This window comes from Pseudomonas sp. AO-1, assembly GCF_019775695.1.
Lineage (GTDB): Bacteria > Pseudomonadota > Gammaproteobacteria > Pseudomonadales > Pseudomonadaceae > Aquipseudomonas > Aquipseudomonas parakoreensis.
On record NZ_CP079947.1, the window covers coordinates 6,325,589 to 6,351,443 of the forward strand.

Sequence of the window (25,855 nt, forward strand, 5' to 3'; positions counted from 1 at the left end):
GCCTGCCGCGATTTGAAAAGAAATCCATGATTATCGACCTCTACGGATTCGGCCCGGCCCTCGCCGCCGGTGCACTGATGACCGTCAAACTGGCGCTGACGGCCCTGTGCCTGGGACTGGTACTCGGTCTGCTCGGCGCCTTGGCCAAGACTTCCCCGTACAAGCCGCTGCAGTGGCTTGGCGGCACTTATTCGACCCTGGTGCGTGGCGTCCCGGAATTGCTCTGGGTGCTGTTGATCTACTTCGGTACGGTCAACCTGATGCGCAGCCTCGGTGAATTTTTCGGTAACCCCGACCTGCAACTCAGCGCCTTCGCCGCCGGCGTAATCGCGTTGGGTCTGTGCTTCGGCGCCTACGCCACGGAAGTGTTCCGCGGCGCGATCCTCGCCATTCCCAAAGGCCACCGTGAAGCCGGTGTGGCGCTGGGCCTGTCGAAATGGCGGATCTTCACCAAACTGATCATGCCGCAGATGTGGCGCATCGCCCTGCCGGGCCTGGGCAACCTGTTCATGATCCTGATGAAAGACACCGCGCTGGTGTCAGTCATCGGTCTGGAAGAAATCATGCGTCATGCGCAGATCGGCGTGACCGTGTCGAAACAACCGTTCACCTTCTATCTGGTGGCCGCAGTCATGTACCTCGGCCTGACGGTGCTGGCGATGACCGGCATGCACTTCCTGGAAAAACGCGCCGCTCGCGGCTTTGCGAGGAGCGCTTCATGAACTGGGAAGTGATCATCAAGTGGCTGCCGAAACTGGCGCAGGGCGCGACCCTGACCTTGGAGCTGGTGGCGATTGCCGTGATTGCCGGCCTGCTGCTGGCGATTCCGCTGGGCATCGCCCGCTCGTCGAAGCTGTGGTACGTGCGCGCCTTGCCCTACGCCTACATCTTCTTTTTCCGTGGCACGCCGCTGCTGGTGCAACTGTTCCTCGTCTATTACGGCCTGGCGCAGTTCGATGCGGTGCGCAGCAGCGCGCTGTGGCCGTACCTGCGCGATCCGTTCTGGTGTACCACCGCGACCATGACCCTGCACACGGCGGCGTACATCGCGGAGATCCTGCGCGGCGCGATCCAGGCGATTCCGCCGGGCGAAATCGAAGCGGCGCGAGCACTGGGCATGTCCAAACCCAAGGCGATGTTCTACATCATGCTGCCGCGTGCAGCGCGCATCGGCCTGCCGGCCTACAGCAACGAAGTGATCCTGATGCTCAAGGCCAGCGCACTGGCGAGCACCGTGACTCTGCTTGAACTGACCGGCATGGCCCGCACGATCATCGCCCGCACCTACCTCCCGGTGGAAATCTTCTTCGCCGCCGGCGTGTTCTATCTGCTGATGTCCTACGTGCTGGTGCGCGGCTTCAAGCTGCTGGAGCGCTGGCTGCGCGTCGATGCCTGCCAAGGGCGTTGAAACTTCCCACGTGCTGACGGGCGAGGCCCTACTCGCCCGCTTCACCGCGCTGGATGCTTTTCTTACGGCGCATCAGGCGCTGTGGAAACCTCGTCCGTTCACTCATCTTTCGCTCCCGTGGGAAACGGCCTACCCGCAATTGTCTTCCTGGCTACGCAGACGGTCACTGGAAGATGCAGAGCGGGCGCACAACCATCCTGCCGATCTCGTCGACGCCCCGGAGCCGTTCGCCTCTTTGGCGGCGTTGTCGGCTGAGCTGAGCGCAGTGGGTGAGTTGCCGGGACATGCGCTGGAAACTGCAGGCCATCGATTGAATGTCGACGTGCCGGGACGCAAGTGGCAGCAGATTGAAGCGTTCGGCAGCCGTTTGTCTTTCGCCTCGCCGCCAACGCATTGGCTGGACTGGTGTTCCGGCAAAGGGCATTTGGGCCGGCGCCTGTTGAGCGCCGGGCAACAGCTGACCTGTGTTGAATACGATCCGGCGCTGGTCGCCAGCGGTCAGGCTCTGAGTCAGCGCCATCATTTGCATGCCCTGCATGTCGAGCAGGATGTGCTGGCCGCAGACGCGGCGAACGTGTTGAGCGCTCACCACACCCCGGTCGCCCTGCACGCCTGCGGCGATCTGCATGTGCGCTTGATGCAACTGGCGAGCGCTGCCGGATGTCAGCGGATGGCTATCGCGCCGTGCTGCTACAACAGGATCAATCGCAGCGAGTACCACGCATTGTCCTCAGCGGGTTTGCGATCCGCCCTACAGCTCTCGCTCGAAGATCTGGCGCTGCCCATGAGCGAAACCGTCACCGCCGGTGCAAGAGTCCGACGTCAGCGCGACACCTCCATGGCCCGGCGCCTGGCTTTCGATTTGCTGCAACGGCAAGTGCGTGAAGTAGACGAATACCTGCCTACCCCGTCCCTGCCCAGCGCCTGGCTGGACAAAACCTTCGCCGATTACTGCCGCGATCTGGCTGCATTGAAGGAGTTATCCACAATCGGCACGCCGAACTGGCAGGCACTGGAAGCTGCCGGTTGGCAGCGATTGGCCGAAGTTCGCAACCTGGAATTACTGCGCGGACTGTTCCGACGACCGCTGGAGCTTTGGCTGATTCTTGATCGAGCCATTTTCCTCGCCGAACAGGGGTACGTCGTACGACTCGGCACCTTCTGCGACAGCTCGCTGACGCCGCGTAATTTTCTGCTGCTGGCCGAACGCGCTTAAAATCTTTACAGCCTGTGGATAACTCTGTTGATGGTTTCCCCGTGGATCCAATATCCACGGCCATTGCATGACAAAAACAGCATTGGTCATTTTTTGTGCACATTGATAAAAAACCTGTAAAACAGGGCCTTGCACACAAAATGAGAACGTGTCCACAAAATCCCCTGCAACGCCGCCGTAGCGCCGATCCGTTGTGCATAAGCTTCCAATCAAAAGGACATAAACGGGGGAAATGGGTGCTTGAACAGCGCAGAAATCCTGCCAACACTCGCCTGCTGGATTGACGTCGAACAGCCCGATTTTGCGGCTTAACACCCAATGACACAGCCCATGCCGCGCCTGATACAGCGCCTACGTAAAAATAGTCTGAATTCAGGGGTTTACAGAACCCACCCAATCGCTATAATCGTCGCCCACACGCCGGTATAGCTCAGTTGGTAGAGCAACTGACTTGTAATCAGTAGGTCCCGGGTTCGACTCCTGGTGCCGGCACCATACAAAACAAGGGCTCGCAGCAATGCGGGCCTTTTGTTTATCTGGAAGACGTAACAAGGGACGTAACAAGCCGATGACGGGGGCCCCGTTACGGTTCAGGGCGAAGGAGTGACTGCTATGGCTTGGCGATTCCTAGGTTGGAAATTTCTGGACTGGAAGTTTCTTGTTACTTTCTCCGTATCCATTCTCGGAGTTGTGGTGCCAGTAGTCTGGCAGTCCGATCCGTCTTCGAAAGGGATGGAGCTTCGGCTGAATTCCATTACCTCCCTTGAGCCAGCCTCCCAGATTCATGATCTTCAATTGGTACTTGATGGGAAGAAGCTCGAATCCCCTTATTCTTCGACTGTTGAATTGATCAATACCGGCTCCAAAGCGGTGCTGAGCAAAGATTTCGACAAACCAATCGAAATTCATGTCGAGGATGAAGCGAAAGTCATCACGGCACGAGTCACTGGTACCGTTCCTAGCGATATACCAGTCCAGCTATCCACAACGGATAACACCGTGCAGATCTCACCGCACCTCTCGAACTCTGGTGACTCCGTCTCCATAAATATAATCACCTCCGGTAAAAAGCCTGCATACAGTGTCCGTGCGCGTATAGCAGGGATCCCACACGTCACCTATACAGATCTCACCCAGCCTAAATCGCCCTACATGCGCTATCTAAAACCTGCAGTTCAGGGTTTATGCGCATGGGCACTTTTTTGTTTGAATATCGTGTTTCTTGTAGCTTGGCTAAGCCCACAGGCCTTTGGCATACCAAGGGTGTTATCGTTTTTTGTCGCTGCGACTTCATACATCAGCGGAGCACAGCTGTTGGTACTGATGGTCGAGGGATTTGAGCTGCAGAATCGCTGGGGAGTTTTAGCTTCGATCTTGGTGGTTGCGGTACTTATGGGCATGGTGCTGGCTACTCGTTTAACACTACGCTGGGACGGAATGCCTTCGAAGCCGAACAAGACACCTGGCAGGCTTGGTCCATTCAAATGGCCTTGAGGCGCACAATATCGCGGGTTTTGTTGCAGTTCTGGTGACAGTTCGCATGTGAGAGACATGCTGCGAGAGCGGGAACATGACCTCACGCTCTCGTAGCTTGCTCCATTCTTATGTTGACCCAAGGGAAACTGGTATTTTTGGTAAGTTTTTCGGTGATCGCTCTGAAAGTCTTCAAACACAAGGCTTTCAGTTGATTGGATCAGGTAAGGTTTAAGTAATTTGTAGAATTAATATTACCTTTAACCTAGGTCAGAAATCGAAAATAAAATATCTATATAAATCATACATTTAGCAAAAAATTACTCCTCTCCTTACTCAAAAAAGCCAGTGCAAAGTAAGTGCTCAAAACCGCACCGCAAGCGGGCTCCGGCTGATTTCTTACCTGTCCATACCAAAATTACTTGTTTCCCATGGGTCACTTGAAAAAAGGGCCTCAGGATTGAGCTTCTGGCCGCTCGAAAAACAACTGGAGTGTGCAGGGTTTTGTAGGTTTTTCTCTCCCCCTGTTCGTACAGGAGAAGCCCGGCGGGCGCTGCTGATGGATGGCTGCAGGTGTGCAGAAATTGAGACCCGTTTAGCCCGCAGGCGTGGCGGGGGGACGACGGCGCGCGCCAGGTGCAGACCAGCCTAGAGCCTCCGGACTGCCCCGCAATGGTGCACGAACAGCCCCCCGGCCACCGACCATCGGTCACCGACGGACCGCCACCTACCATCGGCCACACGCCACCGGCCACCGGCCACCGGCTACCGACCGATGATGGTGACCACCACAACAGAAGGACGGCCCCCGGCGGCTGCAGCGTACAGTGATATGAAATATTGTCCGGGGACACTTGATCCCCGGACATTGAGAGGCGTACAGTGCGGTCGTCGCTGCAAATTCAGCGACCGGGCTTGGTAACCCGACATGCAAAAGGCGCAACAGCGCCCATCTTCACAACTGCAGGCGCTTTTTTTGTGCCCGCAGTTCCGTGTTATGGCGGCTGTGCGTGGGAGGTCTTCGGGCCTGCCGGGTTCCTTTTGCCCCGGTTTACCAACCTGCGTACAGCTGCCACCCATTCGCTTGGTAACGAACGTGGCAGCTCCTGTCAGCAAAAGGAGCTTCACTATGACCGCCCTCATTCCGTCCAGAATCCGCGCACTTGCCCATCGCCGCATGGCTCTCGCCGCGTTGCACGCTAACTCCTCCCTCGCTACTCGCCTCAAGCGCTACAACCATCACATGCACCAGGTGCGCGTTCTTGAAACGCACGGGGATGCCGTATGAGAAAGCCCTACTGCCTCTCTGACGACGATCTGTTTGATTTGGAACGGGTGCGGGATTCGCTTGCCCTGGTGCATGCGCTCGCTCAGCAGGCCGACCACGCCGGCCTGTACACGCCGCAAATGCTGGCTGGCTTCTTGGACCGGATCTGCGCTGACTTGGACAGCGTCATTCGCTCCGCCAACAACAACCATCGCCGGATCTGAATCGTTAAAGGGTATCGGTAGTACCGATACCCTTGGCCCACTCTTTGGCGGCTTGAAGCCGGCAACCACGCATAGTGAGAAACGCAATGTCGATGCCATCTATATTTGAGTTTGAAACCCTCCCCGTTCGCATTGATACCGGCGAGGATGGCGAAACCTGGTTCGTAGCAACGGACGTCTGTCGTGTCCTCGAAATTGCGAACCCAAGCGACGCATACAGTCGGCTGGATGACGACGAAAAGGGTACGCGCAATGTGCGCACCCTTGGTGGACCACAGCAGGTGGTGATGATCAATGAGGCAGGCTTATACAGCCTGGTGCTCTCAAGCAGAAAACCTCAAGCGAAACGGTTCAAACGCTGGGTCACTCATGACGTGCTCCCATCGCTGCGAAAAACCGGCAGCTATTCGCTCAGCGAGAAGCTCACGGTCAATCAGCAGATCAGCATGTCGAAGCATCGTCTTGGGCTGGTGAAGGAATTGATGCGCACCCGTAATCGAACTGTGCGTGATTTGCTCGGTATCGAGATCACGCAGTTGTCCACCGCAATGGGTTTGCCGGTACCGGATCTGGAAACCATCGGCAGTGTCGAGCCTCCCCAGGCCGACCTTGTTGCCGATTTCTGGGCCGCGCTCCTGCAGCTGGACTCCAAGGGCATTGCGTACAACCACTCCAAGGACTCGCAACTGTTCGCATTGAACATGCCGCACCTGGTCGAACTGTTCGCAGCAAATGGCATTCAGGCCATGGTCAGCACCGAGGTGACGAACGCCCTGAAACGTTGCACCGAGCCCCAATTCGTGGGGATGAAGGCGGTGGACAGCACTATCCGCAAGACCACGACCAAGTGCTGGGTTTTCAAGAAGCCGACCCAAATTCGAGCCCAATAAATGGTGGTGCCTTACCGCTTGAGTGATCTGGCGGTAAGGCGAGTTCGCCGCATCATTAACAATGAATAAATGGCCGTCCCTCATCGAGAGATAAATGCTTGAGCTAATCTGATCTGGCACTCATGAACTAGCCTTTCGGAGGCTTTCGCTCAAGGACGATTCCAATGCCAGATAACTCGAATTCCAATATCACCACCGCCGATGCCCTGACTTTGCTGCTGCACAATCAGCATGCGCTGGGTGCGGCTATAGAAGAGATCACTCATTGGATCTCAGGGGCTGGCGCAGATGTTGTCGCCGATAATGCTGTAGTGGCCTTAGAGACCCTGGACAGGAATGCGGCGGCAATTACAGACGCGATCACGCGATTACGGCAGTACTAGGCATCACATGACTGGCATCGGTAAATGACGTGCGTTCTGACTTCATAGGAAGGTGGTGGACAGCACTATCCGCAAGACTACGACCAAGTGCTGGGTATTCAAGAAGGCAGCCCGATTTCATGCCCAGTGAGTTGAGGGCTACTTGACGGTAAGCCCCGAACGTAAAAGAACATCCGGCGGCCTAGCCTATACGCTACGCTGGCCGGGCCATCACGGCGCAATCACAAGGAGTAAGACAGATGCAAATGAGTGAAGCTGCAGAAGTGGTGCAGGTAGCCGGCGCCGACAATGCCAACAAGCGGCTAGCCGATGGCTGGAAGCTGCTGGCAGTGGTGCCGAGCGCGAATAACGAAGGCAAGGTACACGTGGCCTATGTTTTGGGCAAACCGGCCGAGAAATCGAAAACCGATTGGAAAAAGATGAGCGAGTGACTGCCGGGTTACGAATAACAGCGCTTAGATCAAAAAAGCCCCCACACTGCGAGAGCGTGGGGGCTTTTTTATCTGAACGAGGCTCCACTTAAAGCAGCCCTTACCGTGTTGGTAAGCAGACGGTAAGGATGATCTAGCCGCACCTCGCGGACGCGGAGGCCTGCTAGCAATTGGCCTTCACCGACCGTAGGATATCGCGCTTGGGACACTCAAGTTGGTCATATGGAGCATAAGCAGTGACAGAATTCGATTGGAAAAAATATCAGTTCATTACCGAAGTCCAGACAGCATTGATCGCCAATGCCATCAATACCGCCAAACATGACGATGAAGGCACGGAGAGACACGACTATTCCGGTACCGGCCTGATGATCAGCATGGATAACGCGTTTTATGCCGCAGAAAGAATCCCAGCAAAGCTGTCCGCACACGAGGCGGCTTCTCAGTTCTACGGTGGCTGCAAAGGTGAGAAGTGGCCAACCTGGGCACTTAGGGGCTGATCCAGTGGATGCATGCTCGCTTACCGTCTAGGTAAGTCCGCGGTAAGGGTTATACCTTCCTTGTCTTTATGAGGAAGGCAGCTATGAATGACGAACCCTTAGATCGAAAAACAATAACCCTTACCGTTGCCACTCCAACGGGCGCACCTGAAAGCGAGTTTTTGACGGAGGCTGAGACGTCTGCGCTTGCTCACTTCGTGAAACGCGTCGGTTGGTTCGAGTTCAACAGCCACTCGGTAAACGAAGATGAGGCCCACCTGGTAAAGCAGGCCGTCGATAAGCTGCAGAACGTCCTTTCACGCTCTGGCTTCGATCCGCTCTGATACGCTCGGGATAAAGCTCATGAGGCTCCCACCGGAAAGATGGGAGCCTTTTTATTGGGCGGAATCTGCATCCTCTATCTGCGCCGGTAAGCGTCCGCGCTCTTCAGTCATTATTTGCTGCAGCAGATGTAGCGCCGTGAGGTTGCCGCCTAAATTATCGCGCCACGACTGGTGGGTGACCTTGTACAGATCATCGATCTTCGCGATGACGCGGCGGTAACGCTCGACCTCGAGGACCAGCCGTCAACACGGGGGATGCATTACCCAGATATGGCGCAGCTCGGCCTGCGTCACTGGCTTGAATGGGGGAAGATCGCGAGCCATAAAACGACCAATACTGTATGGGCAAACAGTATTTTCACACGCAATCCACGGTGCGTATAGCGCCGCTGAGCGCTTTGCCAAGAGACATCCGCGTCGACATGCGCCTCAAATCGGTGATTTACGATTCAGTAATAGTTTGCCGAGCGGCGAAGAGATGAATCCTTCACCGTCTGTTGAAAATCGTTGTCGATTGAATAGGTTGGTGATTCCGACTGGCGATTGTTCGGCGAAACGGCCGCCGAACGGAAGACTTTATGCAACCTAATTGGGTTGACATTAGTGTCAACCGTGTTCAAATGTGTTCTTGCAGAAGCTTGTATTTGCTTGCAAGCGCTGAAAGGCATTTTCGTGTGAGGTTCGCTCCGCAAAATCTCACACAGGCCTGAAGACACATAGCGGTTACGAATAGTTGGTATGTATGCCTAGGCTCATCGTTAAAGACAACGAAGTGATTCAGCTTTTCGCTCACCTGATGGTGCGTGAGGAGAACGCTCGTCTTTACGATTCGTTGGTCGGCGCTGAAAATTGCACCGATATCAGCGCGGACGCGCAGTGTGTGATGACACCTGGTTATCGACTGCTTCGTGTAGACCACCGTACTCGTCCATCCAGTGATCGCTTCGAGATTGCGCTGGTCAATGATGTCCTGAAATCGATTGCTTACTATAACCAAGTGGTGATTACGGGAATCGTTGATTTGAACTGCCGACCTGCGACCCAGAATTTGGTGTGGCGCTCGACTGATTCGCGTCATTCGCTGGTTCTGAGAGATGTGGCTCAGAAGGTTTTCTTCAACTACATCCTCAATCGCTATGATGTGATTTTGTCGGACAATCACCAGACTGGCGAAGGAAAATTCTTCTGGCAACGCCAAATGTCCACTGCATTGGCGCTGGGCCTGCACGTCTACTACTACCAGATGCTGAACGCTTCGCTGGTTGAAATCCCCGATCAAGATGCTCTCGATGGTCTGGCAGATCAGCTTTGGTCGGAAAACGACGATCAGCAATATCATCTGGCGTTGATCTCGAAAGTCATACTGCCAGTGGGTATTTCGTTCAGCGTGGAGGAAGAGTAAAAGGGCCTGACTCGCTTCAGAAGGCCAAGAAAAGCCCGCACTCGTGCGGGCTTTTTGCTTTCCGATGATCACCAGTTGAAATAAACAAGCTCGTTCACTTCGATGCCACCGCTACCACCCACGGTATGCCGAAACGGCACCTCCTTGAGACGTAGCCCCGCAAACACCTCGCGAATTTTCGGATGGTCACCCACCGATATCACCATCTTCCCCCGGATCGATCGCGCCAGATCCGCCATGGCTTCGAACTGTTCAAAACCAAAATCCCCAGCGTCGTATCCAGCGGTCTCCCAGTAAGGCGGATCTAGATAAAACAGCGTGTGGTTCCGATCGTACCGGCGGATGCACTCCTTCCAATCCAGGTGCTCAACAGTGGTTCGCGCCAAGCGCAGATGGGCGTCGCTGAGTTTCTCTTCGATACGCAGCAAATTTAGCCTTGGCGCCGAAGTGGTCGCGGTCCCGAAAGATCGGCCTTTTGCCTTGCCGCCGAAACACAGGTTCTGCAGATAGAAAAAGCGCGCTGCGCGCTGGATATCGGTCAGCGTGCGCGGCGCCTGCTCTTTTGCCCATGCGAACATCGTGCGGCTCACCAGTGCCCATTTGAACTGGCGCACGAACTCTTCCAGGTGATTGGCAACGACCCGATAGAGGTTCACCACCTCGCCGTCGAAGTCGTTGATCACCTCCACGCGGCTGGGCTCCTTCATAAAAAACAACGCCGCGCCGCCGCAGAACGGCTCAACGTAGCAATCATGGTCTGGAAACTCCGGCAGGATGTGTTTCGCCATACGGCGCTTACCGCCCATCCAAGGGAAAATCGGTGCAGACATTGGTGGTCCTTACTTCGGATTGAAAATGGGCGGCAGCTTCAATGAGCAGCCGCCCGGGCTGATCATTTGTCGGAAACAGGCTCCAGCGGCCTCCAGCGAATCACCTCTTCGCCCAACCATTCATTGACCTGCTGCAGACGAGCCTGGATGGGTTCGAGCTCGTTCATGGCCCAGATCTGTGCGGCCTCTTTGATCGAGCCGAAACCGCCGGCGTTTTGCGGCACGATTCCCATCAGTTGAGGGGGAATGCGCAACGCCGCGAGCATGTCGTCGCGGCTGATGTTTTTGATCGAGCCGAATTCATCCTTCGCCGCCACCTCGCTGACCGGGATCAGCTGAATGCCGTCCTTCTTGCCGCCTGGGGCGTACATGAACAGGTTTCGGAAATTCCCCGGCCCTTTGGCGGATTTGAGTGCGGCGCGCAATGCACCCACGTCCGTCTCGTTCTGCGCGGTGTCGGTCATGTACATGATGAAACCGGCATGGCTGCCGTTGTTGTAGTACTTGCGGCGGAACAAGGTGGCAGACTCGTTAAGCAGCGCGCTTTGCAGGGCAGGCAACCACTCCGGAAGTCCGTAGATCTCCTGGTTAATGTCCGCCTCACGCTGGTGGTAAACCGTACCGCGCTTGAATTCATGCTCATCGCGCCACCCGCGTACCTGGTAGTACGTTTCGAGATCCTCGCCTCGGCGCATGTATTTGCCCAAAGCGGGCTGCAGGCCGAGCGTACCGCGCAGCATGTTCTCGCGCTTTTCGAGGTAGCCATTGCCACACCATAGGAAGTCCAGGGCGAACTGTTCGAAAGTCTGCCGCGACAGCAATTTATGGGGGATGAAGGTGCGGGCGAGCATGTTGCGCTTGAAATTCAAACCCGACTGCAGGAACACGCTGGCCCGGGAGGACTTGGCCAGCCCATCTAGCGACATAGGCGGCTCGTACCAACGACCGTTCAGCCAGCACTCCAAGTAGTCCAGAATCCCCCGCTCATCGAGCACCGGCGTAGGGTCTCCGAAGGTGAAGGCCTCCATCTTGCCGCCCGTTGCCGGCAGCAGCTGTCCCTCGGCCGCAGCCGGGGCTGAAGTGGACGATTGCGTGGTTTCGCTGCCGCTGTTGCTCATCAATAAATCTCCATGAAGCCGGTATTCGTTGAGGTTTGGCCCTCAAGCGGTTCGTTCTGCAGTGCGTGGAAAAGAGCCCATGCGAGATCCGCGTGCCCGGTCTCGTCGGTTCGGCCTGCCGTGTAGGTGAATTGCCGGCCGCTGGCCGTGATGGTCTTGCGGATCGCCATGAGCGACTGCGCCATGTCGATCCAGCCGGCATCGAACTCCAAGCGCCCTTTGTGAATCACGTCGTAGGCCTTGAGCACCAGGCGCGTCTTGACCTCGGGGGAATAGCTGAACGTCGTCACGTTGGGGAAGAATTGGCGCACCAGCTGGGCCACGCCAGAGCCCATGCCCGTGATGTCGATGCCGATGTATGTCACCCAGTAGCGCATCGTGACCAAGCGGATCGCCTCGGCCTGGGCGGCGAAGTCCATCCCACGGAATTGGTGGCGCTCGAGCACCCGGAACTTCCCACCTGGCACGGTTGGCGGGGCCACGACCACCAGGCCGGAGCTATCACCGGTTTCCGCCGGATCGTAACCAATCCAAACCTGCCGATCGGCGAACGGCCGCGCGGCGAAGGGTTTGTAGTCCTCGGACCATTCGACCCAACTGTCGACCATGCAAGGCTGCAGAACATTGAGCGGGAATATGCTCGCCCCGTCGTCGACGAACTGGCACATCAACAGGTTGGCAAAGGCGTCCGCGTTGTACTCGAGGCGTAGCTCTTCAAGGTCAAACAGGTCGCAGCCGCGCTGCTCCGCATCCAAGATGGTGACGATCTGGCGCCAGATCCTGTCCTCGCAGAGTCGGCCCTGCTGCAGCGCGTCGTGCGACACGTCTAGTTTCAGCCGCTGGGCGACCGGCTTGCCCTTGTTGAAGCGTTCACCGGTCCAGAACGTGTAGGCCTCATGCGCCATGCTCGATGGCGTGGAAAAGTAGGTGCGCCGGTATTGCTTCTGCATCGCCATGCCGCTGGCGACCTTGTTCAGCTCGTTGAATTTGAACGTCCAGAAGAACTCGTCGAAGTAGAAATTACCGTGGTAACCCTGAGCGGTTCGGGCGTTGGTACCGAGGAAATGCAGCTCGGCGCCGTTCGCCAGAATGATCGGATCGCCAGTGAGCTCGACACCGCAAACCTCGCGGGCAAACCCTTGGATGTAGGCCTTGAAGATGTGCGCCTGGTTCTTCGACGCAGACAAGAAAATCTGGTTTCGCCCGGTGACCAGGGCGTCAATGAATGCCTCGCGAGCAAAGTAGTAGGTGGCACCGATCTGCCGGCTTTTTAGGATCGCCCTGGTGCGCTGATTACTCGCCCGGTACCAGTCCAGCTGATAGCCAAAGCAGCCGTCTTTAAATGCCTCAGTGAGCAGCTCGATCTGGTCTTCGCTGAATTCGTTGCGAGCCGCTTTCTTCTTCGGGCCGTCGTTGCGTTTGGCCAGATTGGGGTTGAGGTCGGTGTCGGTGCCACCGGACTTGTAGCGCTCGATCCGCGCCTGCCGTTCTAGTTGACGGTGCAGCAGGTCGATTTCCTTGAAGTCGCCGCCGGTCTTGTCGTCCTTGAGGATCAGTTGCACCAGCCGCGCTTCCAGCGCACCTCCGATGCGCTCCACGTTATCTGCCCGATCCCACTCGTCGCGCGTTTTCCACGCATGAACGGTCTTTTCCTTTTCATCCAGCATTTCTGCGATCGCGCAGATCCGCAGGCCGGTCCAGTAGAGGAACTTGGCCTGACGGCGGTTATCGCGGATGGGAGTGGCTGCGGCTGTAGTCATGGCGGCGATGCTGACGCCTCGCGCGCGTGAAGGCGTAGCGATGTGCCATGTAGCGCACGGGCCTACAACTGGCGTCGATTGCCCGTGATCGCGCGACTGCCGAGGATGTACCTCAACGTAACTGCACCCAGCAGCACAGCTTTGAGGGATACCCGACATGAAGAAATTTCGCAGCAACTGGTTCCGTGTCGCCGTTGAGGGCGCTACCTCGGACAAGCGCACCATCAAACGCAGCTGGCTGGAACAGGCTGCCAAAAACTTCAACCCGACTACCTACGGCGCTCGGATCTGGCTGGAGCATTTCCGCAGCTTGCTGCCAGATGGCCCGTTCAAAGCCTACGGTGACGTGACAGCAGTCAAGGCTGAAGAGGTCGAGATCAACGGCCAGACCAAACTGGCCCTTTTTGCCCAAATCGAACCGACGGCTGATCTGATCGCCCTGAACAAGGCGAAGCAGAAGATTTACACGTCCATCGAAATCGACGACAGCTTTTCCGACACCGGCGAGGCGTACATCGTCGGTCTCGCTGTAACCGATTCGCCGGCCAGTCTCGGCACCGACGTACTCGCGTTCTCAGCTCAAAAACCTGAATCGAGCCCATTCAAAGACCGCCACTACTCCGCGACCTCGATGTTCACCGAGGCGGTGGAAACCGAACTCACTTTCGAAGAAATCGAAGACAAGCCCGGTTTAGGCGCCCAACTGTTCAGCAAGGTGCAAGCGTTGCTCTCCGGCAAACAGGCCAAGGACGACGGCGAGTTCGCCCAAATCAGCCAGGCCGTCGAAGCTGTCGCCGAGCACGTCAAAGATCTGCCAGACCAACTGGCGGCCGAGAAGAAATTCTCCGCAGACCTGAAGACCAGCGTCGACAAGCTCAGCAATGACCTCAACGAACTGGTCAAGCGCCTGGGCGGTACCCAAGACCACAGCCAAACCCAACGCCCTCCCGCGACCGGCGGCGACGGCGCTGTGCTGACCGCCTACTGATCACCGGCCCCTACAAGCTCCCCAGGAGAACACCATGCGTAACGAAACACGCCTTGCCTTCAACGGCTTCACCAAACAGATCGCGGCGATCAACTCTGTCGGATCCGTGGCGGAGAAATTCACCGTCACCCCGTCGGTGCAGCAGAAGCTGGAAACGGCCATTCAGGAATCCAGCGCTTTCCTGAAAAAGATCAACGTGCTGGGCGTCGACGAAAAAGACGGTGAAGCCATCGTTTTGGGCGTCGGCTCGACCATCGCCGGCCGGACCGACACCAACCAGGCTGCCCGCAATCCTCGCGGCGTCGGCTCGCTCAAAAACGACACTTACAGCTGCAAGAAGACTGACTTCGATACCGCGATTCCGTATGCGTTGCTCGATGCCTGGGCGAAATTCCCAGATTTTCAGGCTCGTCTGTCCGGTGCGATCGTCGAGCGCCAAGCCCTCGACCGCATCATGATCGGCTTCAACGGCACCAGTGCGGCCGCGACGACCGATCGCGCGACCAATCAGCTTCTGCAGGACGTGAACGTCGGTTGGCTGGAGAAGTACCGCACCAAGGCTCCTGAGCGCGTGCTCAACAGCGGCAAGATTGCTGGCAAGGTCACCATCGGCCCGAACGGCGATTACAAGACTCTCGACGGTCTGGTGTACGACGCTATCCAGCTGCTGGACCCATGGCACCGCAAGCGTCCGGATCTGGTAGTCCTGGTCGATCGCAACCTGTTGCACGCGAAGTTCCTGGCCAACATCGAAGGCGCTGCAGACAACGAAAATGAGCTGGCAGCTGCGCGGATCCTCGCCAACGGCACGCTGGGCGGCCTGCCGATCGAAGATGCTCCTTTCTTCATCGACGGCGGCATCATGATCACCACGCTGAAAAACCTCTCGATCTACTTCCAGATCAGCAGCCGTCGCCGCATGACCCGGGACGAGCCGGAGCGCGATCGCATCGCCGACTATCAGTCGTCGAACGAGGACTATGTGATCGAGGACTTCGGTCTCGGCGCCCTGGTCGAAAACATCGAAGAGGCTGCATGACTATGGCCCTCTCGCTCGCCCAACGTCACCGGCTGAAAGCGCTTGCCTCGCAAGAGGCTGCCGCTGCGTCGCCCGCTGTTTCGATGGCGGGCGGGACGGCCTATGAAATGCAGCTGGCGCAGCTGCTTCAGCACCGTCTGCGCCTCAAGCAAATTCAGTCGAACGAAGGCAAAGCCGCGCTGAAGTTACAGCTCCTGCCGGAGTACGTGCCTTACGTCGACGGGGTTCTCGCTGCCGGCAACGGCGCCCAGGACGAAGTACTCACCACCATCATGATCTGGCGCATCGACGCTGGTGATTACACCGGTGCGCTCGATATCGCAGCGTATGTGTTGCAGCACAACCTGCTGATGCCCGATCGCTTCGAGCGGACTACCGGCTGCTTAGTAGCCGAGGAAATCGCCGAAGGTGCGCTGATCTCTCAGAAAGCCAGCGGCGGATTCGACCTGGCTGTTTTGCACCGCACCATGGAGCTGACAGCGGAGCAGGACATGCCAGACGAAGTCCGCGCAAAGCTGTACTTGGCTACGGGACGCGCCACGGTGGCGGGGCTCACCGCTGATAACCCGGGCCAACCCGGTCAGGTAATGGCCGGTATCGAACTGCTGAAACGCGCCATCGAGCTCAACGGCAGCTGCGGCGGCAAAAAGGATCTGGAAGGCGCTGAGCGCCTCCTGAAAAAGATTGCTCCTCCATCAGGGAGCTGAAAGAGCGTACCCCGCAACCCCGGCGGCCCGGGGCTGAACAGCAGGTTTCTCCTTTCCTTGCTGTGACGCCCCGGCCACCGCCGACTTAGGGCTGAACCATGAGCGGATTTATTGCCACCGGCAACAACGACGAGCCATTCGTCATTACCAATGATGGATTCTGGCCTGACATCGATGTCGTCCACTTACGCGAATCCATCCGTCTTGATGGCAGCATCACTGACGCGCGGATTGAAGTCGTCACCGTCAACGCTTTGATTCAGGTGAATGGCGAACTGGCCAAGGTGAAGGCAAATCATCTGGCCAACGGACACACCACAATCGCGGCGGTGCCAGCTTTCGAAGTCAATGGCGATAGCCACTTCGTCCACCTGTACCGCCGCTCCATTTATTGCAGCGTCGGCGCTGAACTGGCTGAGCGCTATCGCAGCTACGACACCAGCGTCGAAGGCAACAAGAACGCCGACGAACTTACGCCTTCTGTCGATGAGTACCGGCGTGACGCCCGCTTCGCCATCCGCGATCTGCTGGGCGTCGGGCATTCAACAGTGGAGCTCATCTGATGGCGACCTCTGTGTATGCCACTCAGGGCGACACCGTCGACGCCATTTGCTGGCGAATCTACGGCCGCACCGCCGGCATCACGGAGGCGGTGCTCGAGGCAAACCCTGGACTTTCGGATCTCGGCACGATCATTCCTCACGGCACCTTGGTGTCGCTACCGGATATCGCGCCCCAAGCCCCGGAACTGCAAATGGTGAACCTATGGGATTGAGCCACCGAACCAACCAAACAGACATACCCCCACCTTCAACCTTGGACAGCGGAATCACGCGCATGCCTGACAAACCGGATACATGGGCCTGGTTAGCTGCCTGGCTCGAACTGAACTGGCCAGCCATTTACTCAGGCGGACTCGCCTGCGTGATCGCTGCGCTGCGGATCATTTATGGCGGCGGTACCTGGCGCCGAGTTCTGCTTGAAGCGCCTCTGTGCGGCACGCTCGCGCTTTCGGCAAGCCACGGGCTTTTTCTGCTGGGCATCCCCGCGACAACTGGGCCGTTCTTCGGCGGCGTGATCGGGTTGCTCGGCGTTGAGGGTACTCGCGCACTCGCCAAGCAGTTTTTTAACCGCAAGGTGGACCAGCTATGAGTACTTTGCGCCACGGCGATCGCGGGCAAGCGGTTCGCACGCTGCAGCAGCGCCTCAACTTACACGGCGCTGGTTTGAATCCAGACGGCGACTTCGGTGATGCCACCGAGTCGGCGGTGCGTGATTACCAACGAAAAGTTGGCTTGGTAATTGATGGTATCGCGGGCTCGAAAACCGCCCTGGCATTGGCCGGCGCGGATTGTTCGAATCTGCTGCAGCACGCCTTGTTGGTGAGCGCCGCCGCACGTCTGGGCGTTGAGCTCGCCGCGATCATGGCCGTCAACGAAGTTGAGAGCCAGGGCAGCGGTTTCCTGGACAACGGCAAGCCGAAGATTCTTTTCGAACGCCACATCATGTATCGCCAGCTGGGCACGCCTCGCCTGCCAGATGATGACGCAGCCGAGCTGAAGGCCCACGCCGATCAATTGGCAGCTGAGCAGCCCAGCCTGGTCAACCCAATACCCGGTGGTTATGCGGGCGGCACGGCTGAGCACCAGCGTTTGGCCAACGCTCGATTGATCGATGACCTTTGCGCATTGGAGTCGGCTAGCTGGGGCGCTTTCCAAGTGATGGGCTATCACGCTGAGCGCCTCGGCTACACGAGCGTGACGGATTTTGCCGATCGAATGGCCCACGACGAAAATGAGCAATTCGAAGCGTTCGTGCGCTATATCGAAGCGGATCCCGCGCTGCTGAAGGCGCTGAAGGGTAAAAAATGGGCAGCGTTCGCAAAGGCCTATAACGGCCCCAACTTCGCCCGCAATTTGTACGACATCAAGCTGGAGCGTGCCTATCAGCGTCACGCTGAAGGCTGTCCTGTGCCGGAGGCGTCATGATTGATCAAGAGCAAATCCGAAAATTCAGCCCCGCCGATGGCGATCTTTTCGTCGTACCCGAAGACACTCCAATCGACCTGGTGAAAGCCTTGGCAGAGGCGATCGCTGTCGCGGCCCCCGGCGTCAAAGCCATGGTCTTCCGGGGCGACTTACAGCGGCTCTCGCTAGCGGAGATGAACGCCGCAGGCTGGTACCGCGCATGAGCACGTTGCGCCAGGCGCTCTACGGGTTCGCCTTGCTCGCCTCGATCGCGCTTCTGATCTGGGGCCAGTCGAAGCGGATCGAGGTCGCCGATATGAAGGCTGATCTGGCCGATCAAGCGGCCTCAACCGCCCGCGATCGAGCGACGCGAAGCGAGGAGACGGCCGCTCAACTCCAGACCTCCCTGCAAGAAGAGCGGGCCGCTCAGGCCACGTTGCGCAGCGCGCAAGACCAACTGCGCCAAGGGCTGACCGTCAGTCAACGAATGATCGAGGACTTGAAATATGAAAATGCCGAACTTCGCCTTTGGGCTGACCAGCATCTGCCTGACGCTGCTCGCCGGATGCGCGAGCGTCCCGCCATCACCGGAGCCGCAGCTTATCGCGACTGGCTGTCCAGCCGTGGTGCCCTGCACCCTGTCGGCAACCAAACCAGACAAGAATGGAACGCTGCTCAACGACCAAGAGGTGATCGAGAATGATTGGGCCCAATGTGCCGCCCAAGTAGATATGGTCTACCAGCATCAGCAGGCAAAGGCGCGTAAACCATGAACAAACCAGAGTCGCTACGCGCTCACCTGCTCGCCTCGGTACCAGAATTAAAGAAGAACCCCGACCGCCTGATGGTGTTCATCGACAACGGCACTATGCGCAGTACCGCTGCCTTTGGCCTGTCATTCGAATACAGCTACACGCTGAATCTGATTTTCACGGACTACGCTGGCCACCCCGATGCGGTCGCCATTCCGCTGTTCGCATGGATCCTGGTGAATCAGCGCGAACTGATGGAAAACGTCGAGCGCAGCAAAACCGCCGTCGCCTTCGAGGCAGATGTCCTGGACAACAGCAAGGTCGACCTGTCGATCAAGTTGCCGCTTACCGAGCGGGTTATCGTCAAGCGCCAAGACGACGGCAAACTGGTCGTCAGCCATCCACCAGAGCCTGTGGTCGACGACGATCCGTTCACCATGCCCGGGCTCGAGTTATGGACCGCCGACGGCGAGTTCATTACACGGTGGGAGGCGCCATGAGCAACGACCTGCAGGTCTTGGAAACTTGGGTCGCAGCATTGCTCGCGAAACTCGATGAGGGCGAACGCCGCAAGCTGCTCGGGGCTGTCGCCCGGGACTTGCGCCGTAGCCAGTCGAAGCGCATCACGACACAGCGCAATCCGGACGGCTCCGCGTTCGCTCCGCGCAAACCGAAAGATCTGCGGGGGAAGAAGGGTCGGATCAAAGGGAAAATGTTCGGCAAATTGAAGACAGCCCGCTACCTGCGCACCGAAAGCACAGCAAATGGTATGTCTGTAGGATTCGTTGGCCGGGTGAGTCGCATAGCTCGGGTTCACCAGTACGGCCTCAAGGACCGACCAGAACGCGGCCAAGCGGACGTGCAGTACGAAAAACGTCAGTTACTGGGATTCAGCGGCGACGAGCTGGAGAACATCCGAAACCTGCTCATCGACCACCTCGCTGGCTGACTCTCTCCTGTACAAACAGACCCTACAGCCCACCGTCGATGCACCTCGCACGCGCGACCTGCAACATCGGCGGCATGGACTCTCTTACTGAACTGACCCGACGCCTCGAAAACCTGATCCGTGCCGGCACTATCGCCGAGCTCGATCCGGGAAAACCGCGTTGCCGTGTGAAAACCGGCGGCCTGCTTACTGACTGGCTGCCGTTCTTCGCCCTGCGTGCCGGCGAGGATAGCGACTGGGATCCGCCCTGCGTGGACGAGCAGTGCCTGGTGCTTTCGCCATCAGGCAACCCGGCTCACGGCTTTGTCATTTTCGGTCTGTACAGCGATCGCTTCCCGGCTCCAGACAACGTGCCAACCCGACGCCGGCGCAAGTACCGCGACGGGGCGATTGTCGACTATGACACCGCTAGCCACACGCTGACCGCCACGCTGCCTGGGGGCGGCAAAGCCAATCTCATCGCACCAGGTGGCGTACATGTCACCGGTGATGTCGTGATTGATGGCCTGGTGACCGTCACAGAGGACGTCGTCGCGGGCGCCAAGAAAATCAGCCTGGTGAATCACCGCACATCTGGCGTTCAGGCAGGTAACGGCACCTCACAGGGGCCTGTCCCATGATCGGCATGAACAGCAAGACCGGCCGCAGCGCCGTTGGGAACAATCACCTGGTGCAATCGATCGCCGACATTCTGACCACCCCCATCGGCACGCGCGTTATGCGGCGTGAATACGGCAGCCAGCTTGCCGACCTGATTGATTGGCCGCTTAACAACGCAACCCGCCTGCAGGCGTATGCGGCGACAACCATCGCGCTCATGCGCTGGGAGCCGCGGATACGCTTGAGTCGTGTCCAGCTCACGCTCGGCGATATCGCTGGCCAGGCGATGCTCGATATCGAGGGCAGCCTGGTGGACACGAATGAACCATTGAGCCTTCGCGTACCGCTGAGCTTGGGAGCAACAGCATGAAAACTTTCACTCCCATCGACTTGGCCCAGCTTCCGGATCCGGACGTCGTCGAGCAGATCGATTACGAGCAAATCCTCGCCGAACGCAAGGCGTACGCGGTCAGCCTCTGGCCGGTAGAACAGCAAGCCGAAATCGCCGCCACATTGGCCCTAGAGTCGGAACCTCTGACCAAGCTCCTGCAGGAGAACGCCTATCGCGAAATGCTGCTGCGTCAACGCGTGAACGAAGCATCGCTGGCCAACATGCTGGCCAAAGCCAAGGGCAAAGACCTCGAGCAGCTCGCAGCCAATGTCAACGTCGAACGCTTGGTTGTGACCCCGGGTAACAGTGCCGCTATTCCGCCGATCGTCGCAGTGATGGAATCGGATGAATCATTGCGTGAACGTGCGCAAATGGCATGGGAAGGCCTTTCCACGGCTGGCCCTCGCAACAGCTACATCCTGCACGCCCGCAGCGCAGACGGCCGCATCGCCGATGCGACGGCGGAAAGCCCGTCGCCGGCGGTGGTGGTGGTCACTGTTCAAGGCTTGACCGGAGATGGAAGCGTCAACCAGGCGTTACTGAACATCGTTAGCCAATACCTCAGCGACGATGACCGTCGTCCGGTTGCCGATCGGCTCACGGTGCAGTCGGCAACTGTGCTGCCCTACCAGGTCGATGCCGTTCTCTATCTCGCCACGACGGGGCCAGAAGCGGAGCCCATACGCGAAGCGGCGCAAGCGCGCTTGGTCACGTTCATCAACCAGCGCCGGCGCCTCGGCGTGGAGATCTCCGAGTCAGCTATTCATGCTGCACTTCACGTCGAGGGCGTGCGAAAGGTGGTCCTGCACGACTGGGCAGATATCACCCCCAGCGAGGCCGAGGCCGCGTTTTGCACCAGGTATAGCGTCACCGTCGGTGCACTGACATGACGATCCTGCTGCCGCCGAACGCACAGCCGCTTGAGCAACTGGCGGCCGAGGCACTGGCCCAGATCGAGCGGGTGCCGGTACCGATCAGGGATTTGCTCAATCCCGATCGGTGCCCGGTCCTGATGCTGCCCTATCTGGCTTGGGCATTTTCGGTCGACCGCTGGGATAGCGAGTGGTCAGAAGCCACGAAGCGGCAAGTCATCAAAGGCTCTTACTTCATCCACTCTCGCAAAGGAACGATCGGAGCTCTGAGACGCGTAGTCGAGCCGCTGGGGTATTTGATCGAGATTGTCGAGTGGTTCAAGACCGTGCCTGAAGGCGTACCGGGCACTTTTGCGCTGAAGGTCGGCGTTCTCGATACCGGCATCACTGAAGAAATGTATCAGGAGCTTGAGCGCCTGATTGACGATGCCAAGCCCGTCAGTCGACACCTGACCGGGCTGGCGATCAGCCTGGAATCCCAAGGCGACTTGAACATCGCCGTGTCCCTATACGAAGGCGACGAAATCGACGTTTACCCGCCCGTCATGCGTGACATTGAAGTCACTGGCAGCTTCGGCGTGGTCGGGCGCGAACACACCATAGACACCCTGGACGTTTACTATGATTGATGCGAACTCGCAGTTTTTCGCGATCCTCACGAACGTGGGGATGGCCAAGCAGGCGAACGCCGATGCACTCGGCATTCCTTGGTTGATCACGCAAATGGGCGTGGGAGATGCCAACCCAAACGGGCTGGCCGATCCGCCCAATCCTGTGCCGGCGGCCGGTCAAACCAAACTGATCAACGAGTGGCGACGCAAGCCGCTCAACCAGTTGAAGATCGACCCAATCAACCCGGCGGTGATCATCGCCGAGCAGATCATTCCCGCCGACGAGGGCGGCAAGTGGATCCGCGAAATTGGCCTCTACGATGCCGACGGCGATCTGGTGGCGGTGGCCAACTGCGCGCCAAGCTTCAAGCCGCTGCTGTCGCAAGGTTCGGGCCGCACGCAAGTCGTGCGCATGAATTTCATCGTCACTAGCACCGGCAACATTCAGCTCAAAATTGACCCGGCGATTGTGCTGGCCTCGCGGGCCTACGTTGATGCGGCCATTCTGGAGGTACTGCCGAAGAACAAGATCCCGGGGCAATACACGCGGGTCAAGGTCAACGATCGCGGGGTTTTCGTGTCAGGCGACAACCCGGAAACGCTCGCCGGGATGGGCATCAAGGACACCTACACGAAGCCGGAAGTCGACGCGATTATCGCGCAAGCTTCGGCGTTGCCGGTGGGTGCCACCGTCGCGTTTCCGCTGGACAAGGTCGCGCCGGGCTTTCTGGAGCTAGACGGTAGCGTCAAGAGCATTGCGGTCTATCCCGATCTGGCTGCGTTCCTCGGGACGGCGTTCAACAAGGGTGACGAGGGTGCAGGCAATTTCCGCCTGCCCGATTCTCGCGGCGAGTTCCTGCGGGGTTGGGATCATGGGCGCGGCGTGGATGCTGGCCGAGCTATGGGTAGTGCTCAAGGACATCAAACCGAGGCTCATTCGCACGTTACGGGGGTGAATGACACAGGCACGGCTAACGTATCGCTTCAAGTCGCGCGAGGTCTCGGCACCGGCGCAGGCCAGTGGCCTTACGGGGCTGCTGCTATTGGCGTTGCCGGCGCAAACACAGTTTCGGCAAATGCGGTCTATCTCGGCTCCGGTGAGGACAGCTGGCTAAACACCGGGCCGAATATTCCTCTTGGCACAGGCGAAACGCGCCCGCGCAACTTGGCGGTAGTGTGGTGTATCAAGGCGTGGAACGCGCCAATCAATCAGGGAAACATCGACATCGCGGCGCTGGAGCAGCGGGTCAATAACAATGAATTCGGGCGACTGCTGAATACCCAGAAGTTCACGGCCAACGGCACCTACATTCCGACGCCGGGGATGAAAAAGGTTCGGATTCGGATCGTGGGGGGCGGTGGTGGATCTGGTGGTGGGTCGGCCACAACGGCTAGTCAGGTCGCGGCGTCCGGCGGTGGTGCAGCTGGGAGCTATGCCGAAGCGCTGCTGACAGCAGCGGACATTGGCGCGAGTCAGTCGGTAATCGTCGGTCTTGGTGGTGGCGGGGGTACAGCTTCGGGGGTAAATGGAAATAGTGGCGGCACGGGCGGCGCCACCTCGGTGGGGGCTTTGTTGTCCGCTCCAGGCGGTCTGGGGTCAATCTTCTCAATTGCTGTTGCAACAACGCTTTATGCCTTGTATGCGGGCGGTAATCCGGGGGCTTCAGCCTCTGGAGGGAACTTACTCAGCATGGCAGGTGCACCGGGAAATCCCGGTATTACCGTCAATGGTTCGACGCTGGCAGGGCACGGCGGTAGCGGGCCACTTGGTTCGGGTGGGAGCGGCTATGGGATCAACTCTACGATTCAGCCCGGTACCGGATACGGGGGAGGTGCTGGTGGCGTGGCTGTCGGCACTTCTAGTGCTGCTCGCAACGGCGCGCAGGGGTCTGGTGGCGTGGCTATTTTTGAGGAATATGCCTGATGAAAAAGTATGCGCTTCTTTACATGGGCAAGGCCGCTCAGTTGTTCGAAACCGACGGCGACATAAAGACAATGTTTCACCCGGACATGCACTGGATCGAGTGTTCTGCTGAAGTTCAGGAAGGGTGGCAGTTCGACGGCAGGCAGTTTGTGCCGGAAGGCGTTCCAGTTGTCACGCTGGAAGAACTCAAAGCTGCTGTAGCGTCTGAGCGCTTCAGGCGTGAGGGTGTTGGGATTTTTGTCGACGGTCTGCAAATCGAGACGACACGCGACAGCCAAGCACTGATTGCCAGCACCGGATTATCCGCCGTCCTCGATCCTGATTATCGTTGCAACTTCAAGACGGTGACCGGGTTCGTCGAGATTGGCGCCGCGCAGATTATCGAAATCGCGAAGGCAGTGCGAGCGCACGTTCAAGCCTGCTTTGACCGCGAGCTGACGCTGTTGCGCGCGATCGAGTCCGGTCAGTATCAGGCTGAAATGCTGTTTGAAGGCTGGCCAGACGAGAAGTCGGAAATTCTCCAATCAGATTAAACCTGATCCTCCTGTTTGTCCCTGTACCGCTGATCACTACAACCCAGCGCGCTCGCCCGCCAAGCGCGCGCGCGTCACCCTGCGCTTCATTGTCACCCACTTGCAGGTTCTCCCCATGGCCACTGATTACCACCACGGCGTCCGAGTTGTAGAAATCAACGAAGGCACCCGCCCCATTCGCACCGTAGCGACCGCCGTCGTAGGCATGGTCTGCACCGCCGAAGATGCTGATCCACTCGCGTTTCCACTCAATCGCCCAGTGCTGCTAACTGACGTGCTTACCGCCAGTGGTAAGGCCGGTGTCAAAGGTACGCTCGCGAAAAGTCTGGATGCCATCGCTGATCAAGCGAGCCCAGTTACCGTCGTCGTTCGTGTCGCCGAGGGGCAGGACGCGGCGGAGACCACTACCAATGTTATTGGTGGTGTAACCGCCAGTGGTCAGTACACGGGCATGAAAGCTCTGCTGGCCGCAGAAGCGCAGCTGGGAGTGCGGCCGCGCATCCTAGGTGTGCCTGGCCTCGACTCGTTGCCGGTGGCAACTGAACTGGTACTCACCGCACAAAAGCTGCGTGGCTTCGCATATGCCAGCGCCTGGGATTGCAGCACCGTCTCCGAGGCCACCGCCTACCGAGAAAACTTCGGCGCGCGCGAACTGATGACCATCTGGCCCGACTTCGTGAACTGGGATACCACCCTGAATGCCGATGCGCCGGCGTCGGCGATCGCCCGCGCATTGGGTCTGCGCGCCAAGCTCGATGAGCAGGTGGGCTGGCACAAAACACTGTCCAACGTGGCCGTTAACGGCGTGTCCGGACTGAGCCGCGATATCTACTGGGATCTGCAGAATCCGGCCACCGATGCGGGCCTGCTGAACGCGGCGGACGTAACCACTCTGATTCGCCGCGACGGTTTCCGCTTCTGGGGCTCGCGCACCTGCAGCGACGACCCATTGTTCGCCTTTGAAAACTACACCCGTACCGCTCAGGTGCTGGCTGACACCATGGCAGAGGGGCAATTTTGGGCGATCGATAAGCCGATGCACCCGAGCCTGGTGCGCGACATTGTCGAGGGTATCAATGCGAAATTCCGCGAGCTGGTACGCCTTGGCTACCTGATCGGTGGCGAGTGCTGGTACGACGAAGCCGCCAACGACAAGGACACCCTCAAGGCCGGCAAGCTGTACCTCGATTACGACTACACGCCAGTGCCGCCACTGGAGAATCTGGGGCTTCGCCAGCGCATCACCGACCGTTACCTGGTCGACTTCGCAAGCCGCGTAAACGCCTGATCATTCATC

The 25,855-nt window shown here is 58.3% G+C and carries 33 protein-coding genes, 1 tRNA gene and 1 pseudogene; 32 read left to right on the forward strand and 3 right to left on the reverse strand.

Annotation, left to right across the window (positions count from 1 at the left end; translation table 11 throughout):
* The first annotated feature begins 26 nt into the window (after positions 1–26).
* From KVQ82_RS28815 to KVQ82_RS28875, 13 genes are all read left to right on the forward strand, one after another.
* Complete coding sequence (locus KVQ82_RS28815; RefSeq protein WP_007961693.1) at positions 27–722, forward strand: ABC transporter permease; 696 nt, start codon at positions 27–29, stop codon at positions 720–722.
* Positions 719–1,408, forward strand: coding sequence for an ABC transporter permease (locus KVQ82_RS28820; RefSeq protein WP_003220713.1), 690 nt, complete (start codon positions 719–721; stop codon positions 1,406–1,408). Before KVQ82_RS28815 ends, KVQ82_RS28820 begins: the two co-directional genes overlap by 4 nt.
* Positions 1,389–2,624 carry a methyltransferase gene (locus KVQ82_RS28825; RefSeq protein WP_222017175.1) on the forward strand — a complete coding sequence of 412 codons (1,236 nt, stop codon included), beginning with the start codon at positions 1,389–1,391 and terminating at the stop codon, positions 2,622–2,624. Before KVQ82_RS28820 ends, KVQ82_RS28825 begins: the two co-directional genes overlap by 20 nt.
* 419 nt (positions 2,625–3,043) lie before the next feature.
* A tRNA-Thr gene (locus KVQ82_RS28830) sits at positions 3,044–3,119 on the forward strand.
* A gap of 117 nt (positions 3,120–3,236) precedes the next feature.
* Positions 3,237–4,118 (forward strand): hypothetical protein, encoded by an 882-nt coding sequence (locus KVQ82_RS28835; protein WP_222017177.1) that lies wholly within the window; start codon positions 3,237–3,239, stop codon positions 4,116–4,118.
* A 1,108-nt stretch (positions 4,119–5,226) separates the two neighbouring features.
* Positions 5,227–5,385, forward strand: a complete 159-nt coding sequence (locus KVQ82_RS28840; protein ID WP_222017179.1) for a hypothetical protein — start codon at positions 5,227–5,229, stop codon at positions 5,383–5,385.
* Positions 5,382–5,588 (forward strand): hypothetical protein, encoded by a 207-nt coding sequence (locus tag KVQ82_RS28845; protein ID WP_222017181.1) that lies wholly within the window; start codon positions 5,382–5,384, stop codon positions 5,586–5,588. Before KVQ82_RS28840 ends, KVQ82_RS28845 begins: the two co-directional genes overlap by 4 nt.
* 86 nt (positions 5,589–5,674) lie before the next feature.
* The gene (locus tag KVQ82_RS28850; RefSeq protein WP_222017183.1) at positions 5,675–6,478 is read left to right on the forward strand and encodes a Bro-N domain-containing protein; all 804 of its coding nucleotides are present in this window, start codon (positions 5,675–5,677) and stop codon (positions 6,476–6,478) included.
* Between the two features lie 164 nt (positions 6,479–6,642).
* The gene (locus KVQ82_RS28855) at positions 6,643–6,861 is read left to right on the forward strand and encodes a hypothetical protein (RefSeq protein ID WP_186646215.1); all 219 of its coding nucleotides are present in this window, start codon (positions 6,643–6,645) and stop codon (positions 6,859–6,861) included.
* Between the two features lie 239 nt (positions 6,862–7,100).
* A complete protein-coding gene (locus KVQ82_RS28860; protein ID WP_186646217.1) occupies positions 7,101–7,292 on the forward strand; it encodes a hypothetical protein in 192 nt (63 codons plus the stop codon).
* 236 nt (positions 7,293–7,528) lie between these two features.
* On the forward strand, positions 7,529–7,792 hold the full coding sequence (locus KVQ82_RS28865) for a hypothetical protein (protein WP_186646219.1): 264 nt from the start codon (positions 7,529–7,531) through the stop codon (positions 7,790–7,792).
* 83 nt (positions 7,793–7,875) lie between these two features.
* Entirely contained in the window at positions 7,876–8,115 is a 240-nt protein-coding gene (locus KVQ82_RS28870; RefSeq protein WP_260687864.1) for a hypothetical protein, read from the forward strand.
* A gap of 742 nt (positions 8,116–8,857) precedes the next feature.
* A complete protein-coding gene (locus tag KVQ82_RS28875) occupies positions 8,858–9,517 on the forward strand; it encodes a hypothetical protein (RefSeq protein WP_222017186.1) in 660 nt (219 codons plus the stop codon).
* Between the two features lie 68 nt (positions 9,518–9,585).
* Here the strand turns inward: KVQ82_RS28875 and KVQ82_RS28880 are convergent, their stop codons facing one another.
* The 3 genes from KVQ82_RS28880 to KVQ82_RS28890 form a co-directional block, all read right to left on the reverse strand.
* Entirely contained in the window at positions 9,586–10,347 is a 762-nt protein-coding gene (locus KVQ82_RS28880; protein WP_222017188.1) for a DNA adenine methylase, read from the reverse strand.
* Positions 10,348–10,409: 62 nt separating this feature from the next.
* On the reverse strand, positions 10,410–11,465 hold the full coding sequence (locus KVQ82_RS28885; RefSeq protein WP_222017190.1) for a phage portal protein: 1,056 nt from the start codon (positions 11,463–11,465) through the stop codon (positions 10,410–10,412).
* Positions 11,465–13,225, reverse strand: a complete 1,761-nt coding sequence (locus tag KVQ82_RS28890) for a terminase ATPase subunit family protein (RefSeq protein ID WP_222017192.1) — start codon at positions 13,223–13,225, stop codon at positions 11,465–11,467. Before KVQ82_RS28890 ends, KVQ82_RS28885 begins: the two co-directional genes overlap by 1 nt.
* Before the next feature lie 157 nt (positions 13,226–13,382).
* On the opposite strand from KVQ82_RS28890, the gene KVQ82_RS28895 reads away from it, so the two are divergent.
* The 19 genes and pseudogenes from KVQ82_RS28895 to KVQ82_RS28980 all read left to right on the forward strand — a co-directional run bounded on the left by KVQ82_RS28895 (position 13,383) and on the right by KVQ82_RS28980 (position 25,846).
* Positions 13,383–14,213, forward strand: a complete 831-nt coding sequence (locus KVQ82_RS28895; protein ID WP_222017194.1) for a GPO family capsid scaffolding protein — start codon at positions 13,383–13,385, stop codon at positions 14,211–14,213.
* Between the two features lie 34 nt (positions 14,214–14,247).
* Entirely contained in the window at positions 14,248–15,252 is a 1,005-nt protein-coding gene (locus KVQ82_RS28900) for a phage major capsid protein, P2 family (RefSeq protein ID WP_222017196.1), read from the forward strand.
* Between the two features lie 2 nt (positions 15,253–15,254).
* Entirely contained in the window at positions 15,255–15,959 is a 705-nt protein-coding gene (locus tag KVQ82_RS28905) for a terminase endonuclease subunit (protein ID WP_222019457.1), read from the forward strand.
* A gap of 98 nt (positions 15,960–16,057) precedes the next feature.
* On the forward strand, positions 16,058–16,522 hold the full coding sequence (locus KVQ82_RS28910) for a head completion/stabilization protein (RefSeq protein ID WP_222017199.1): 465 nt from the start codon (positions 16,058–16,060) through the stop codon (positions 16,520–16,522).
* On the forward strand, positions 16,522–16,734 hold the full coding sequence (locus KVQ82_RS28915; protein ID WP_222017201.1) for a tail protein X: 213 nt from the start codon (positions 16,522–16,524) through the stop codon (positions 16,732–16,734). The genes KVQ82_RS28910 and KVQ82_RS28915 overlap by 1 nt, the downstream gene beginning before the upstream one ends.
* Positions 16,735–16,796: 62 nt before the next feature.
* On the forward strand, positions 16,797–17,111 hold the full coding sequence (locus KVQ82_RS28920; protein WP_222017203.1) for a phage holin, lambda family: 315 nt from the start codon (positions 16,797–16,799) through the stop codon (positions 17,109–17,111).
* Positions 17,108–17,947, forward strand: a complete 840-nt coding sequence (locus KVQ82_RS28925; protein ID WP_222017205.1) for an N-acetylmuramidase family protein — start codon at positions 17,108–17,110, stop codon at positions 17,945–17,947. The genes KVQ82_RS28920 and KVQ82_RS28925 overlap by 4 nt, the downstream gene beginning before the upstream one ends.
* On the forward strand, positions 17,944–18,150 hold the full coding sequence (locus KVQ82_RS28930; protein ID WP_222017207.1) for a hypothetical protein: 207 nt from the start codon (positions 17,944–17,946) through the stop codon (positions 18,148–18,150). The genes KVQ82_RS28925 and KVQ82_RS28930 overlap by 4 nt, the downstream gene beginning before the upstream one ends.
* Positions 18,147–18,506, forward strand: a pseudogene (locus KVQ82_RS31765) (LysB family phage lysis regulatory protein); the annotation flags it as partial. The gene KVQ82_RS28930 and the pseudogene KVQ82_RS31765, both read left to right, overlap by 4 nt.
* Positions 18,433–18,699: an Rz1-like lysis system protein LysC gene (gene lysC / locus KVQ82_RS28935; protein ID WP_222017209.1), complete on the forward strand. Its 267-nt coding sequence runs from the start codon at positions 18,433–18,435 to the stop codon at positions 18,697–18,699. The pseudogene KVQ82_RS31765 and the gene lysC, both read left to right, overlap by 74 nt.
* Positions 18,696–19,178, forward strand: coding sequence for a phage tail protein (locus KVQ82_RS28940; protein WP_222017210.1), 483 nt, complete (start codon positions 18,696–18,698; stop codon positions 19,176–19,178). The genes lysC and KVQ82_RS28940 overlap by 4 nt, the downstream gene beginning before the upstream one ends.
* Positions 19,175–19,627, forward strand: a complete 453-nt coding sequence (locus KVQ82_RS28945) for a phage virion morphogenesis protein (protein ID WP_222017212.1) — start codon at positions 19,175–19,177, stop codon at positions 19,625–19,627. Before KVQ82_RS28940 ends, KVQ82_RS28945 begins: the two co-directional genes overlap by 4 nt.
* Before the next feature lie 38 nt (positions 19,628–19,665).
* Positions 19,666–20,247, forward strand: a complete 582-nt coding sequence (locus KVQ82_RS28950; RefSeq protein ID WP_222017214.1) for a phage baseplate assembly protein V — start codon at positions 19,666–19,668, stop codon at positions 20,245–20,247.
* Positions 20,244–20,597: a GPW/gp25 family protein gene (locus KVQ82_RS28955; RefSeq protein WP_222017216.1), complete on the forward strand. Its 354-nt coding sequence runs from the start codon at positions 20,244–20,246 to the stop codon at positions 20,595–20,597. Before KVQ82_RS28950 ends, KVQ82_RS28955 begins: the two co-directional genes overlap by 4 nt.
* Complete coding sequence (locus KVQ82_RS28960) at positions 20,594–21,508, forward strand: baseplate J/gp47 family protein (protein WP_222017218.1); 915 nt, start codon at positions 20,594–20,596, stop codon at positions 21,506–21,508. Before KVQ82_RS28955 ends, KVQ82_RS28960 begins: the two co-directional genes overlap by 4 nt.
* Entirely contained in the window at positions 21,505–22,119 is a 615-nt protein-coding gene (locus tag KVQ82_RS28965) for a phage tail protein I (RefSeq protein ID WP_222017219.1), read from the forward strand. Before KVQ82_RS28960 ends, KVQ82_RS28965 begins: the two co-directional genes overlap by 4 nt.
* Complete coding sequence (locus KVQ82_RS28970) at positions 22,112–24,025, forward strand: phage tail protein (RefSeq protein ID WP_260687866.1); 1,914 nt, start codon at positions 22,112–22,114, stop codon at positions 24,023–24,025. The genes KVQ82_RS28965 and KVQ82_RS28970 overlap by 8 nt, the downstream gene beginning before the upstream one ends.
* The gene (locus KVQ82_RS28975) at positions 24,025–24,558 is read left to right on the forward strand and encodes a DUF4376 domain-containing protein (RefSeq protein ID WP_222017222.1); all 534 of its coding nucleotides are present in this window, start codon (positions 24,025–24,027) and stop codon (positions 24,556–24,558) included. Before KVQ82_RS28970 ends, KVQ82_RS28975 begins: the two co-directional genes overlap by 1 nt.
* A 115-nt stretch (positions 24,559–24,673) precedes the next feature.
* Entirely contained in the window at positions 24,674–25,846 is a 1,173-nt protein-coding gene (locus KVQ82_RS28980) for a phage tail sheath protein (RefSeq protein WP_222017224.1), read from the forward strand.
* Positions 25,847–25,855: the final 9 nt, after the last annotated feature.